11 protein-coding genes are annotated in these 14275 nt (G+C 44.0%); all 11 read right to left on the reverse strand.

All coding sequences use genetic code 11. The features are described 5' to 3' along the window. Positions 1–104: 104 nt before the first annotated feature. The 11 genes from QFZ78_RS10805 to QFZ78_RS10855 all read right to left on the reverse strand — a co-directional run bounded on the left by QFZ78_RS10805 (position 105) and on the right by QFZ78_RS10855 (position 14225). The gene (locus QFZ78_RS10805) at positions 105–629 is read right to left on the reverse strand and encodes a discoidin domain-containing protein (RefSeq protein ID WP_307547325.1); all 525 of its coding nucleotides are present in this window, start codon (positions 627–629) and stop codon (positions 105–107) included. A gap of 452 nt (positions 630–1081) precedes the next feature. Beyond that, positions 1082–1381 carry a helix-turn-helix domain-containing protein gene (locus QFZ78_RS10810; protein WP_307547326.1) on the reverse strand — a complete coding sequence of 100 codons (300 nt, stop codon included), beginning with the start codon at positions 1379–1381 and terminating at the stop codon, positions 1082–1084. Between the two features lie 13 nt (positions 1382–1394). Continuing rightward, on the reverse strand, positions 1395–2696 hold the full coding sequence (locus QFZ78_RS10815) for a response regulator (protein ID WP_307547328.1): 1302 nt from the start codon (positions 2694–2696) through the stop codon (positions 1395–1397). A gap of 23 nt (positions 2697–2719) precedes the next feature. Beyond that, positions 2720–4447, reverse strand: coding sequence for a cache domain-containing sensor histidine kinase (locus QFZ78_RS10820; protein ID WP_307547330.1), 1728 nt, complete (start codon positions 4445–4447; stop codon positions 2720–2722). A 134-nt stretch (positions 4448–4581) separates the two neighbouring features. Continuing rightward, on the reverse strand, positions 4582–5469 hold the full coding sequence (locus QFZ78_RS10825) for a carbohydrate ABC transporter permease (protein ID WP_307547332.1): 888 nt from the start codon (positions 5467–5469) through the stop codon (positions 4582–4584). 30 nt (positions 5470–5499) lie between these two features. Continuing rightward, the gene (locus QFZ78_RS10830) at positions 5500–6459 is read right to left on the reverse strand and encodes an ABC transporter permease (RefSeq protein ID WP_307547334.1); all 960 of its coding nucleotides are present in this window, start codon (positions 6457–6459) and stop codon (positions 5500–5502) included. An 86-nt stretch (positions 6460–6545) separates the two neighbouring features. Further along, positions 6546–8132 (reverse strand): type 2 periplasmic-binding domain-containing protein, encoded by a 1587-nt coding sequence (locus QFZ78_RS10835; RefSeq protein ID WP_307547336.1) that lies wholly within the window; start codon positions 8130–8132, stop codon positions 6546–6548. Positions 8133–8365: 233 nt separating this feature from the next. Then, positions 8366–9490, reverse strand: a complete 1125-nt coding sequence (locus QFZ78_RS10840; protein ID WP_307547338.1) for a GerAB/ArcD/ProY family transporter — start codon at positions 9488–9490, stop codon at positions 8366–8368. Continuing rightward, a complete protein-coding gene (locus QFZ78_RS10845) occupies positions 9480–10565 on the reverse strand; it encodes a Ger(x)C family spore germination protein (RefSeq protein ID WP_307547340.1) in 1086 nt (361 codons plus the stop codon). The genes QFZ78_RS10840 and QFZ78_RS10845 overlap by 11 nt, the downstream gene beginning before the upstream one ends. Positions 10566–10588: 23 nt before the next feature. Beyond that, positions 10589–12100 carry a spore germination protein gene (locus QFZ78_RS10850; protein ID WP_373461112.1) on the reverse strand — a complete coding sequence of 504 codons (1512 nt, stop codon included), beginning with the start codon at positions 12098–12100 and terminating at the stop codon, positions 10589–10591. 376 nt (positions 12101–12476) lie between these two features. After that, the gene (locus QFZ78_RS10855; RefSeq protein ID WP_373461017.1) at positions 12477–14225 is read right to left on the reverse strand and encodes an MBL fold metallo-hydrolase; all 1749 of its coding nucleotides are present in this window, start codon (positions 14223–14225) and stop codon (positions 12477–12479) included. Positions 14226–14275 lie beyond the last annotated feature (50 nt).

The raw sequence follows: 14275 nt of genomic DNA on the forward strand, positions 1-14275 counted from the left end.
CTGCCTTCAAGCAAGGTAACGTTGCCGTATGAGGTAGACAGATTACATGTCTTTCCCGAATACTTTCACTACATAGAAGCTGGGCAGCCCTTTGGATACATCGGTCACAACAATGCGTAAATACCTGATACCTGTTTCATGAATTCATCCATGCCCATTTCTTGTCCCGTTTGTCTTTGAGAAGCCACTGCTTTCCAATGGATATCATCAGATGAAACTTCAACTTGATATTCATACTCCGTATTATCACTTTCCCAATAGATCTTACAGCCATCCAACTCGTAGAACCCTTCAAGATCTACCTTCCACCACCCCGGCAGGTTATTATTTCCAGCACTCCAACGCTCGCTCCACCGATCAGTAATGATATTGCTAGTTGCTTGACTAGCGCTGCATCCAGGAAGCTCTGAGCTGCCTTTCGCCGGTTTATTGATCGCAACATCTGTCCAGTGTTCCCAATATCTAGATGATGGCGGCGAAAAGAAGGCTATCTGATCTACCTCATATTTCGGCTTTCGATCAGGTGGTATTTGTGATTTCCCTGGTACAAATGGCTTAGAGATGGGCTTCGAAATGATTTCTACGGTCGCCGATTTCAACCATGCGATGAACCTTTGTTTCAAGTTCATGGAAGATACCCAATTCATCTATTGTATTCATGCCATACTCCTCTCAACTTACCTGTCTATAAGCTAATTTTAAAGAGCAGCTTAATTAAAGACATGTCTTTAAAAAGTCCTTATATATGGCGAGGAAACATACGAATCCATGACAAATAAGCGCGAAAACCGCGCTTACAACGAGCGCTCCGTGAGTCGAAGCTCTCCGACATGAATCTGAGAAGCCCAAAATCGACTTCTCAGCAGACCATCCCGCGCATCCATGAAGATTAAGCTCGGAAAACGAGCATAATCTGGAGCGCACAAATAAAAAAAAGGGGTAAGCTTTGCTTACCCCAAACCCAAAAACAAATTAATTCTTATGAAGAAGAATTCCCGCTCCAAAGGAATTTGAAAGCAGGACTTTCATCATTAATTGCCGTAAACCGTCATGATAAACTCAACATGACGGCTCGTAACCTTTACACTTGTTTGTTTTTATATTGCGTAGGCGTAAATCCTGTGTAACTTTTGAACAATTTGCAGAAATAACGGTAGTCGGAGATGCCAACAGCCCCGGATACCTCGTAGATTTTCATCGTCGTCCGTTCCAACAATTCGCTCGCCTTTTCCATACGCACTCGGTTCAAATAATCCGAGAAGTTCTCGCCGACCTCCTGCTTGAACATCTGACCTGCGTAAGACGGGTGCATTTGAACAAGCTTAGCAAGCTCAGTGACCTGCACATCCTCCTTGTAATGCTTGCGGATATAGCGAATCATCAGTTGAACTTCCTTACGCATCGAAGCTGACGGATGAATGCGATTGTTCATCCATTTCGTTTACGGCGCGAATCATTTTTTCCCACCATACACAGTAATCCGTCCACGTTTCCAGTCGATCGATTCCACTTAATCGCTCCACAACCGAAGCTGGAAGCTTTACGAATCCGGGGTGAAATATTTGTCGCGTCATGCGCAGCAGATCCGCTGGATGAATCGGGGGATTATAAAGCTTGGTAATGACAGACACGCTTTCCTGGAACGCTTCGGCATCCTCCCGAAGCATCGCTTTTACCACAGCAGCAATCCACTCCCTGATTTGCTCCTCATCGAATCGCCGGAATGTCGACGCATGTTTGCCTACAACAGCCGAATCCGGCTTATAGAAGTAAGCAGCTAGCCCATCAAGCCCTTCACGTAACCCGTCGGCAATCTGCTTTATCGTCAAAGGTTGCTTGCCCAATTCCCGTACCGGGCCGACATGAATAAAGCTCTTAACCAGGGCGAAATCTCTTAAAGCCTCAAGTAGCGCCAAAGCTAGCTGGTTCATCTTGAAGCTTTCAAGAAGCTGTCTGGATCCGACCAGTAGGCACAACCGGCTTTGCCGTATCGGCAGCATCACCATGCGGTTACCTTCACCGAGCATGCGCTGGTCCAGTCTCTCCTCCAATACTTCGCCTACTTGTCTTTGGAGCTGAACAAGCTCCTCCTCCGTTAGCTCAGCTTGCTCGGATCCTGCAGGGATACTCCAGCCTATGGTTAATCCCGCCAAATAACTGGCTTGGACCACCCCTTCGAACCAATCTTCAGGAATCGTTCGGGCATGGATACTTCCATCATCGTCCACCAACCGCTCCGTCCACTGGCGCTTCTTGGTCCATTCCTTTTCCCATTCCAACTTACGGCGCATTTCCAGCTTTTGATCCACATCCATCTCCTGCTCAATCTCTTCAGCCACCTTGCGGCAAGCGTCGAGAATTTGCTCGGGCGTCTGCGCCAGCTTGATCAAATAGTTATCCACACCCAACTCGATCGCTTGGCGCGCGTATTCGAACTCGCCATAAGCCGTCAGAATCACAATCCGGATTCGCGGCCACCTCTTGCGTACATATGCGGCTAGTTCCAATCCGCTCATGTTTGGCATCGTTATATCCGTAAGCAGCAGATGCGGCATATCTCGTTCTATCATTCGGATCGCTTCTTCGGCTCCCGATGCGGCTCCCATAAACGTAAACCCTGCATCCGACCAAGGAATCCGTTCGGAAAAGCGTTCACGTACCCATTGTTCGTCATCCACCATCAGCAGCTTCAGCATGGCACTTTCCCCTTCCGCAACATTTATTTCTCTCGAAGTTCTCCTATCGGGAGACGAATCGTCACTATTAGCCCCTCATCCGGCTCATTATGAAAATGCAGACCATACTTATAACCGAATGTCATGCTAAGCCGTTCTTGCACATTGCGCAGCCCCAGATTGTTCAAACCTTTATAAGGATTAGGCGTCCCCGTCTCTTCCGTCAGCAAGGCAAGCTTCTCAGGAGTAATCCCTGGTCCTGTATCCGAAACCTCAAGCAGTACGCTATCGGTCTCCGTATTTTTCCCCGAGACAATGATATGATTAACCTCTTTTTTAGTGAGCCCATAGAAAATACTATTCTCCACCAATGTAATCAACGTTAGCTTCGGGATTGCCGTGTTAAAGTAGATCTCCGGGACGGCAATGTCCATCTCGAATACATCCCCGTACCTGAGGTTCATAATCTGAACATAGTTTTCCAATTGTCGAAGTTCTTCCTCAACCGTCACAATGTCTCCGACCTTGTCCGTTGAATATTGCAGCAGCCCCATCAGCGAGCGAATCATCTCACACATTTCATCCGTTTGTCCGGTTTCCCCCAAGCAGTAGATAGCATTAAGTGTATTATTAAGAAAATGGGGGTGAATCTGCGATTGCAGCACCTTCAGCTCATGATGCCGCTTCTTCTCCTCCGCTACCCGCAAATCATCGAACAAGGACTTAATATTGCCCATCATGCTGTTGAAACCGTCAGCAATATGAGTAAACTCATCGTTGCGTTTCAGTTTGATCCGAGCTTCCAATTCGCCGCGCGCTGCTGCCTTGAATTGCCGTGTTATGGCTGTCACGGGCTTCCGGATGTAGTTCGTAATCCACACGGAAACGATCACTGCCAGAATAATGGCGATTAGCAGCACCAGCACCAGCTGTTTCTTGAGCGAATCCAGCAAAGGAAACGCCTGCGATTCCTCGATGACGGAGAAAACAAACCAGTCCCAGCGATTTTGATTACTGCTAAGCACCGTATAGTTTCCAAAAGAGGTGTGAACGGTGTTGTAAGCCGTCCCGCTCGTCTGGGTTAATGCTTGCAAAGCATCCTTCATTTCCAAATGATCCCGATACGTATTCGGATATGCGAGATATGTGTTCGTTGACAAATAATCTCCTTGGCCCGTAAACAGATAAATTCGCCGCTGCTCGCCTTGAATGATCTGCGGACCGGTTAACGCATTCAAATTCAAATCCAGCGCGACGACGCGGTTACCGTCGATTTGTTTAGAAACCGTAATAACGGAACGCTCGTTGATTGAATGGGGGGGACTCCACCAGAAGCCCGTTTTGCTTGTCTGAGTTTTAATTTCCTCGACTCGCTCGGGCGTGATATAAAATCGATATCCGTAGGGAGAGCTAATCTTCACTTTGTCATATTCGATTAGATAAATACTATGAATTTGTTCTTGATGGTAAGTCATGATATTATCGATCAGTTCCATATAGTCGGTTTCGTCCATTTTATTGTATAGAACCGGATTGGAGAGAAAGATCAGTTGACTTTGTATGGAATTCATTAATGTTTTGATATAGTTTTCCACCTGCACGACGGAGCCTTGCAGCACTTCTTCGTTGTTTTGCCTGATCGGCTCGAACAGCCGCTGGTATCCAAAAATGCCGATCACCAGAAAAAGTACGATTACGGACAAAAAAGTAAGGATAAACAGCTTGGTGCTGACGCTGGAAGTGAAGCTTTTTCCTGTTATCCGACGTATCATACAAGTTCACTCCCCTATCCTATGCGGATACAGCAAAGCCCCCGATGCTCGAGGGCTTGTGACTTTCAAATAGTATAGCATGGTCAATACTTCTTTGTAGCATAATTTTCATATTGACTCATTTGCGCTCACCATTACCCCTTGACGGAACCTAGCAATGCACCTTTGACAAAATATTTTTGCAGGAACGGATAGATAATCAGGAGTGGTAATGTCGCGACAACAACGACGGCCATCTTGATCGTTTCCGGAGGCAATGCGTCGAGAACCAATGAATTAATCGACAGCTCAGAGCTCACATTCGGTGCTTGAATCATGCTTCTTAGCACGACCTGCATGGGCATAAGCGTTTTGTCGGAAATATAAAAGATACCTTTGAAATATTCGTTCCAATGCGTAACTCCGTAGAACAAACCAATCGTAGCCATAATGGGCGCCGATAATGGAAGGACAATGCGAAATAGTGTCTGTATGTCTCCGCAACCGTCCACCTTGGCTGCCTCCTCTACTTCCGCCGGGAGGTTTTCAAAGTACGTTTTGACAATCAATAAGTTAAAGGTGGATACCATACCGGGAATAACAAGCGCCCAGACCGAATCATACAATCCGAGACTGCGAACCATAATGTAAAGTGGAATAATACCGCCGCTAAAAATCATCGTGAATACGAGCGCCATCAGGATAAAATTACGGCCTGGAACAGACTTCTTGGATAGCGGGTACGCCAGCAGCGTTGTGACCACCAGATTCAAAGTCGTGCCTACTACCGTAATGAATACGGTAATTTTCAACGCCTGGGGAATACGCGCGCTCCCGAATATTTCTTTATAAGCTTGAAAGGTAAAATGCTCGGGCCAAATAACGAAACCGCCATTCTTCATGACTTCTATATAAGGAGTCAGCGAAACGATAACGACATAGTACAGCGGAAACAACGTGACGAGGGCAAATAGGGTTAGAACGGTATTTATTGCCGCATCAGCAACCTTATCCCCTTTTGACTTTTGGAGTACGAATGACATCGTAACACCCCTCCTTTTCCAAAATGCAATCTACCATATGCCGGAGCCACCGACTTTCTTGGCCAGTCTGTTTGCGCCTACAACTAAAACGAGCCCTACCAAGGATTTGAAAACACCCATAGCTGCTGCAACGCCAAACTCCAGACGCTCGAAGCCATATCGGTAAACCCATGTATCCACAATATCCCCGACATCATACACCCGGGCATTCAAGAAGATGAAAACTTGATCGAAGCCTGCATCCAGTATGCCGCCGATTCTAATAATCAGCAGAAGCACAAATACATCACGGATACCAGGCAACGAAATATGCCAGAGCTGACGCCAACGTCCTGCACCATCCACGACGGCAGCTTCATAAAGTTCCTGGTTGATGGACGCCAAAGCCGCCAAATAAATGATGGCTCCGAATCCGGTATTTTTCCAAATTTCTGTAAGTACCAGCATCGGTCTAAAGAAATCCTGATTCGTCAATAAATCAATTTGTCCCCAACCCATATCGCGTACAAAAGTACTAATTAATCCGGAGCCCGGAGCTAGGAAAGAAAAAGCTAATCCATACACGATGACCCAAGATAGAAAATAAGGTCCATAAGTTATGGTTTGAACAGCTCGTTTGAACCAAAGCACCCTTACTTCATTCAACATGAGTGCAAGGATAACATCAGGCACCATGTTACCTACAATTTTGTAAATACTGATTAACAGCGTGTTTCTCATGATTTGCAAAAATTCAGGATTATCGAAAATGACTCGGAAATTATCAAAACCGACCCAAGGACTTCCCCAAATGCCCTTCATCAAGTTGTAGTTCTGAAAAGCTATCAAGGTTCCTGCCATTGGAGCAAAATGAAACAGAATATAATAGACCAGTCCAGGTATCATCATGAGGTAGAACCATCTGCTGTGGTAAATGCTTCGTAGTGTACCTTGCCTCACCGGGCGTGTTGCAGTAGGTTTCTCTTTCATTGCAGTTGTGGTTTCCGCCATCGCCATATCCTCCTAGCCGTATCTCTGTTGGAAGGCAGAAGGAAACCCATGAACAACCCAGGGTTCCCCTCGATGCCTTGACATGTTTATTTAAATTCGTTAAGTTTCTTATCTTTCAGAACGGAGTTCAATTGTTTGGTATACTCGGTGAAGATTTCTCTTCCTTTGAATTTGGTCATCAGTTCTTCACGGTATTGCGGCCAATTTTTACCGCTCTTGTCTTCAAGAACTGCTTTGGCATGGAATTTGCTCATTTCTTTGCGGAAATCCCCGATGTTGATACCTGCAGGAGGAACTAAACTTACTGGAGGCAATGCGTTATGTTTCGGGAAGCCTTCTATCGTTTTCAGAATCGCACGGTCATGCTCGGATACGCGGGAATCAATCAGTTCAAGTCCAAGTACATTAGGTTCTTCCGGTGTAAATGCAGCGTACACATTCAGCCAGTTGCCTGCTTTGGCGATATCCGCTTCGAATGCAGCAACGTTTAAAGTTATCTTGTTGCCAGATTTCGTGTAGTGCTTACCTTCTTGACCGTAGTGGCTCAGCAAGAAGCCTTCTTCACTTGCAAGCCAGTTGACGATTTCCAAGGAACGCTTCACTTTGTCCGGACTCTTATCGGCTGTAGATTTACTTATCAATAACGTGTCTGTAGGAACGTTGTATTTCCACATGATCGGTTTGTTAAGCGGGTAAATAGGCTGCCAATTGGCTTTGGGATCAAGAGCTTTCGTACGGTTTTGTACGCTTGTAGCAACACTATCCAGCGCCACTGTTTTGTCGCCAGGTGTGAAGAACATGCCGACTCTGCCTTGAGAAGCTTTATCAAAATGAGCTGGCGGTTTGTTCAGGAACCAGTCCGGATCTACGATTCCAGCTTTGTTCCATTCCACCACTTGATCGATAACACCTTGTACCTTAAGATCCGTACGATTGTCTACATAGCTATTGTCAACGATCATGAAGTCAGCTACAAAACCGTTGTTCAACCATTGCGGGAAGTCGAAAGGAAGATTTTGCCCGCTGCCTGCTGCAGTAAAGCCGTAAGTATCCTGCTTGCCATTGCCATCCGGATCAGCTTTCGTGAACTGGGTTAATACATTGGTCAGTTCCTCGTAATTTTTGGGAGACTTCAACCCCAGCTTATCGAGCCAGTCTTGGCGAATATACCAGGATGCGTAGGTGTTACGTGAGAAAGGCACCATACCGCGAGTGAACTCACCCTGTTTGAGTTGATAAGCATCTACTTCTTCTTTCGTTACCCACTTGAAATAATTAGGCATCGTTTCTTTCGTAATGAATGTGCCCAGGTTTGCGGTAATTCCATCATTAATGTACTTCTGGGACTCGGCGCCACCAGCGATGAACAGATCAGGAGCGCTTCCGCCCGCAAGTGTAGCATTCAACTTGTCATGATATTCTTTGCCTGTCACCATATAATCGATTTTCAAATCAACGTTAAATTTCTCTTCAATCGCTTTTTTGACGAAATCTTTGTCTGCAGAAGGCAATGTTACATTTCCCATAAGTCCACTCATGACGGACCAGTTAAGCGACAGCTTGGCCGGTTTAGCGTTACCTGTTTCCTTAGGAGTTTCTGTTGTTGCTTTGTTGTCAGAGCATGCTGTAAGCGCAAACATTGTAGCAAGTCCTAGCACTACCAGTTTTTTCATTTGATTAACACCCTCCTGTTTATTTACTGTCTGTAAACATTTACCCCCTGTAAAAGCTAAATGATGACGTTTACTTGACTTCATTATAGGTCCGCCCAACTAGCGAAACTAGCAGACTATTTCAAGAAATAGTGGTCATAATACAGAAATGACTCTTTAATTTATACAAAAAAAATGCAGCCCTATAGACCGCATTCTGATAAACGTTCCTGATAAAATTGTAATACGCTTTGTCATTTTTTGCCATCATTCAATTTTCTCGACATAAATTTACTCCTCAATAGAACGATTACAAATAAAATTGGAATGTACACATAAATAAAATAAAAGCCTATGTTGGAGACAACCATAGACAAGATGCTAATGCTAGATCGATCTTTAAAGAACAGTATCTGCATGGTCAAGAATCCAGCTAGAAAAATTAGTGAACTTGTTCGGTGCTTGATATTTACAGCGATTTTCAACCCCCTGCAGGCGCTCCAAAGAAAAATGGAGACAGTGGCTATTATTTTAAGAAACCAGATTGAGATCACGATGTACTCTAGTCGTTGTATAAGTGGTATTTCGATAGTCTTAAGCATGGTTAACGTTGGCCAAATGATATGCTTCATCTGTCCTTGACTGAAAAACATAAAAGCAAGGAGTGTGAGAACTAAGTAGATAGAGGTCGAGCATAAAACAGCCAACTGTGCCCATTTGTATGACTTTTTTGGTGTGTGAACCAACGGATAAATGAGTAATATGACTTCAAAACCGGAATATTGAAACACCATGGTTTTTATAGTAAGCCATATGTTTTCGATTGAACCCACATCGATGGGGAGCAAGTTCAGAGGATGTAAGTACTTTAAAACAAAAAATAAAAGGGGAACAACAATGATGTAAGGAAGTATGATACCCCAAAAGCTCAGGCCGGTAACCGTACGAAAACCGCCCGATATCGTATAATAAATAACGACAAGAAAAACGATACTAACCGGATACATGCTCATGGAGGGAAAAAGCCACACTTGAACAATTTCAACAAAAACTCTAAAAACACTAAATGCTACCATAAAAAAATATAACACAAACGCCCCATTGATTAGATTTCCGGCAATACGACCAAAGCAGGCTTTATTCAGTGAAATGAGATCCGAATTTACTGGGTCTGTGGATAGCATACGATAAATGATCCATACAAGGATATGAATGATGATCCCGGCCAAAAGAACTGAAATCCACGAACTATAACCTCCTTGATCAGTGAGGTCTCTTTGAAAATTCATGATGCCAACACCAATCATACTGCTTTGGAGAAGAAAAAAAACGAGATAGGGAGATATTGTATGGGATTCCTTTTCCAATCTACTCGCCAACTCCCGTCTGGATAATGTGAACTTTCACTTTTACGTTCGTCTTTAATTGCTCATACGTTGCATAAAATTCCTTCTCCTCCCAATTCAATGATTGACTTCTAACCAAATCACCGAATCCAACAGGATCTACCTTGTTTTTTTTACATAAAGAAATGAAGCTTTGAATTTCTTTTTCAAAATAGCTCCCGACTGTTTGTTCAAGTCCTCTTAATTGCTCCTCTTTCGCCAAATCAATTTGATTAGGGACATCTTTGACTTGGAGCTTTAAATTAACCTTGATTGAAATCATGGGCTTCGGCATAACCTGATCGACGGTAAACTTCACGTTAGAACCGATACTATGCAGTAAAATAAAATCATCTCTATTGGATTTGGAGCCATTCAACGGATACATGTAGCTACCATTCTTTGAATTATCAACTAACATTTTCAAAATAAAGGCTTCTTTCATGCTAATCATGGTTTTGAACTTATCGGATGAAAACAAGACTATACCGTCAATTTTTACATTTCCTCGTTCAAGGATGATATATGGTAGGAAGGGATCACGTCCTTCACCATAATGATCAAATAAGAACTCTTGCAAGTTCGTCATGGGTATATTTCCATTGATGATGTTCTGATTAATCATACCAGAGATATAGAACGGATCCTTGTATTTCGTTGAGGTCGTTAATATTTCTGAAGCGTCCCTTTCTGAAACCCCAAGTTGTATGCGTGTACCTATTTTGGCATCTCGACATAAGCTGTGTATGACGGCATCAATTCCTTTTTGTGAATACGTTTTTCCAAATAAGACCATCCTCAGTTGGCCATATTCAATAGGATCATTTGTCTTGGTATTCAGTCTTGGAATGATGTCATAGTAAGAATTCGAGCTCGTGTCCAAAAACTCTAACTGAGCTTCATTTTTATTTTCAAAAATGGGATATAGAACAACACTCTTAACACCATGTTCCGTTAAATCGTAACCCATCGTTTGGACAATTTTAATTTCATCCACAAGCCTTTGATTCGAACAAGCGGATATCAAAGTCATACATAAAAGGCTTAAACAGACTTTTTGGAAATGCATAATTTACCCCACAAATTGTCGACTCATTCTTCATCAAAATCTTTTTTCATATTCGATTTAGGTTTATAGCGTAAAGACGATTTGGGTTTCAAATAACCAGGTCTTAAATTAGTTACCTCATAGGAAGGTCGAATAAAGCTGTCTTTGAGATCTTTCATTCTTAATGGATAAACAGGTACTGTGTAAGGGGTACCTAACGATTTTAACCGTGTAATGTGAATGAGTAATAGGCAAATACCAATGACAATCCCCAAATTGCCCCAACAGGCAGCTAATAAGATAATAGGGAAACGTAAAAAGCGTATCGTATTTGACATCTTATAAATGGGGGTCGTGAACGAGGCTAAAGCTGATAAAGCTACAATAATAAGCAAAATATTACTTGTTAATGCCGCTTCAACTGCAGCTTGCCCGATAACGATCCCTCCAACTATACCTAGCGTTTGACCAATCTTTGTTGGCAGCCTTGCTCCTGCTTCTCGAAGAAATTCAATCGTAGCCTCCAGAAAGAGTACTTCAAGTACCGGAGGAAAGGGAACATTTTGCCTAGAAAAAATCAAAGGTCCTAACATACCTATAGGAATCATTTCATAGTGAAAGGTTGTTAAAGCTACATAAATCGATGAAGCAAATATGGAGAAAATGACGCCAGAGATACGGAATAGCCGAAAAAAGGATCCCAACACCCATGGCAGATAATAATCTTCGGGAGATATGAAGAAATCAAACAATGTCGAAGGTCCCGTAATAAAATAAGGCGAGCCATCACTAACAATAGCAACTTGGCCGTTTATGAGGCCATACACAACACGATCCAGCCGTTCCGTTGATACAAAAAGTGGAAATGGTGTCCACGAATTATCCGAAATAATTTGTTCCAATTGAGAAGAATCAAAAATAACATCGAAATCAAAATCTTGTAAACGCTGCTCGACCATCTTCAGATTCTCTTCATTCGTTACGCCATCCAGATACACAATCGCAACTTTGGTATTTGAAACGGTGCCTAAGGTTAATTCCTTAACAATTAAATTTGGGATTTTGATTTGTGTTCGTAATAGATGAATATTAATATCTAACTTTTCTACAAATCCTACTTTAGGACCTACAACACTAAATTCATTTTCGGTTGTATTATGATCTCTTGAACCCTCACTGGATGAGAGCCTGATTAAAGCACACTTGAGATCATTCTCGTGTATTTGAACAATCGCATACCCTTTTAACAGACTGCTTTGAATGACTTTGATATCCTCGGTGATAATAATTTGGTCGATTGGAATCCATGCTGAAATCTCTTCAATCACTGTGATTTCAACCTCACAAGCACTAAGTTGCAAGGTGTGAATCAAATTATGCTGCAGTAAATGATCATCGATCAACGTCTTGTAATAGGAAATACTTAATTTTTGAAGCGGGAGTTCAATAAAACTCTTTATAAAATCACTGGATAGAGCTGCTACTTGCATTAATTGTTCAAAATTATTAAATTCAGTTTTTACTTTTTGCTCTAGTGCGGGTTTCTCTTTGTTCATCTTTTTGAGATCTTTCCACAGTAACTTCAGTGTTTTGTTCATGAAATAGAATCACCTCAATAAGAAACAACTAACATAATTTACCTTCATTTCACTTTATGTTTTGCAAAGATGTTGATTTTTATGCTTTATTCTTAACCCTTAAATATAATAATCCCCATACCCGCTGGGTGCGCGAGTATGAGGATTATTTCTTACTTAGCAAATACCGTAACAAGAGAAAGTGCTTCCTTCAAATAGCCTGATAATGACATGGCTACAACCATCATCCCCATAAAAATGGGTGTGATTGTTCCTCCAACCCGTCCAATAAACTTGCTTTCTGAGCAGCCCCATTCCTGCCGTTTAAGGGGTTTGGTTCTTGCGAATCACGGGTTTATTTCACAGTGACGAGCGCTTCCGCTTGCTGGCCGAAGCGTCTTCCCTCCACAGTCAATTCTGCGGCTACCCTTGCGCGACGGACAGGAGGCCCGGACGGTGTAACACAGAATTCAATAAGCTCGCTTCCTTTTGCTTCTATCTGACGTGATGCTTGCTCCGGGTCAGCCCGCCAGCCTGGTGGCACAACCAACCGCACCTCAACCAGTGCTTCTCGTGCGAATGGATTCTTCACATCAACCTGCATCGTAAATTTCTCATCAACATGAGTTTGCGTCTGGTAAGGCGAAATTCGCAATCCAATCCCCTCTGCACCAAAGTCAACTTCATCTAACGGTAGCAGCTCTCTGTGAAGTCTTTCCAAAGCGTTTCCACGTATTGCCAGTTCGGCGAAGTAACCTGGCTGCACCCATAACGGGTCCCAGTGGCCGGTAAGGATAACGTCGGGATTCAAAGCTTCGTACAAAGCTGCGCTTTCCACATAATCTTGTATGCGAAAGCGATTTTGATACACGTAATTCCAGAGCAGTCCTTCTCCTCCCTGATATTGATCCCCAGAGACAAGCACGTGCTTACCATCGACCATAAGCGAGATAACCACCGCATATAACGTATGTCCGGGCAGCGGATGGAGTGTGAATTCGTACTCCTCCCATTGGATCGAGGCACCGATTGGCAGCTCACGGTCAACGGGGATTGGATCGAACCAAAGACAGGGCAAATCATAGTGAGAAGGATGGCGAAGAACGTCTGCGAACGTTTCAGAAGCCCAAACTTTCGTCCCTTCGTTGTCCCGCAGCAGGTTAATGCCGGCCACATGATCGTCATGGTAGTGGGTCGGCACGACGGCATCCACCTGCGTAATTCCGTACTGCTTCTTTAATGTCCCCAGTGTATACAGCCATGGTCTGCGAGAAGCGCGGTCCGATCCGACCGGAATACCCGTCAGGAAATCGTAGCCAAAATCGAAGAAGAGCGCCTTGCCGCTTTTCGATAGCAGCACATAATAATCCGACATACTCATTCGGCTGCGCAGCAGATGGGGTGTTACTTCCTCGAAAGGTTGTTCGCGCAATAGAAGCAGCCGCGGGTTTTGCTGACGGTATTGCATCAACTCCTGCAGCCGGGTGATGAGCTTGCCGATCGCCTCGGATGGCTGCTCCATTCGTTCACCATGCGACGGCAGCAGCCAATCCGGTGCACGATCCTGCAGATCGAGCAAGGAAGCAACGGTAGCTGGGAGCCCCTCCCCACCGTTGTAAGACCACTGCGTCGCCGCGAGCGACCACATCTTACCGGGACCGGCGATCAAATCGCCGGTGAAGGCGACCTGCCGCCCGTCAAACCAGGCAAGAAAGCTAACGGAACCAATTGTATGTCCCGGCGTCGGAACTACTTTGAATTCATATCCGGCAAACTCGCGCGATTCGTAATCTTTTAGCGTTCCGGCGATAGCTATTTGTTCGAGTAAGGAATAGCGATCTTGACGGACATTGTAGTTATTAACTACTTCCCTCGCCTGCCAGTGTGCATCCATGTTCGTAAACAGGTCTTGTTCGGTGTGCGGCACCCAAATTGGGATACCTGCTTCTGCCGCGCGTGCAAGTCCTTGCCCTTGATCTCGGTGATGGTGCGTCATCAAAACCGCGCAGACTTGTTCTATTCCAATCTCTGTGAGTCGATCAAGTACATCACCACTGCCGAAATCGATTAGGACAGCCTTTGTTCCATTTTTTATTACGTACACATGACATGTGTCCTGATATAGAAATAAATTCTTTGAAAGTTCGATCATGG

Origin of the sequence: Paenibacillus sp. V4I5 (genome assembly GCF_030817255.1) — a bacterium.
In the GTDB taxonomy this organism is placed as follows: domain Bacteria; phylum Bacillota; class Bacilli; order Paenibacillales; family NBRC-103111; genus Paenibacillus_E.

Coding starts and splice junctions, on each gene's coding strand:
- QFZ78_RS10835 (WP_307547336.1), bottom strand. CDS start 8,132: ATGAAAAAACTGGTAGTGCTAGGACTTGCTACAATGTTTGCGCTTACA.
- QFZ78_RS10830 (WP_307547334.1), bottom strand. CDS start 6,459: ATGGCGGAAACCACAACTGCAATGAAAGAGAAACCTACTGCAACACGC.
- QFZ78_RS10825 (WP_307547332.1), bottom strand. CDS start 5,469: ATGTCATTCGTACTCCAAAAGTCAAAAGGGGATAAGGTTGCTGATGCG.
- QFZ78_RS10810 (WP_307547326.1), bottom strand. CDS start 1,381: ATGATTCGCTATATCCGCAAGCATTACAAGGAGGATGTGCAGGTCACT.
- QFZ78_RS10820 (WP_307547330.1), bottom strand. CDS start 4,447: ATGATACGTCGGATAACAGGAAAAAGCTTCACTTCCAGCGTCAGCACC.
- QFZ78_RS10850 (WP_373461112.1), bottom strand. CDS start 12,100: ATGAACAAAGAGAAACCCGCACTAGAGCAAAAAGTAAAAACTGAATTT.
- QFZ78_RS10805 (WP_307547325.1), bottom strand. CDS start 629: ATGAACTTGAAACAAAGGTTCATCGCATGGTTGAAATCGGCGACCGTA.
- QFZ78_RS10815 (WP_307547328.1), bottom strand. CDS start 2,696: ATGCTGAAGCTGCTGATGGTGGATGACGAACAATGGGTACGTGAACGC.
- QFZ78_RS10845 (WP_307547340.1), bottom strand. CDS start 10,565: ATGCATTTCCAAAAAGTCTGTTTAAGCCTTTTATGTATGACTTTGATA.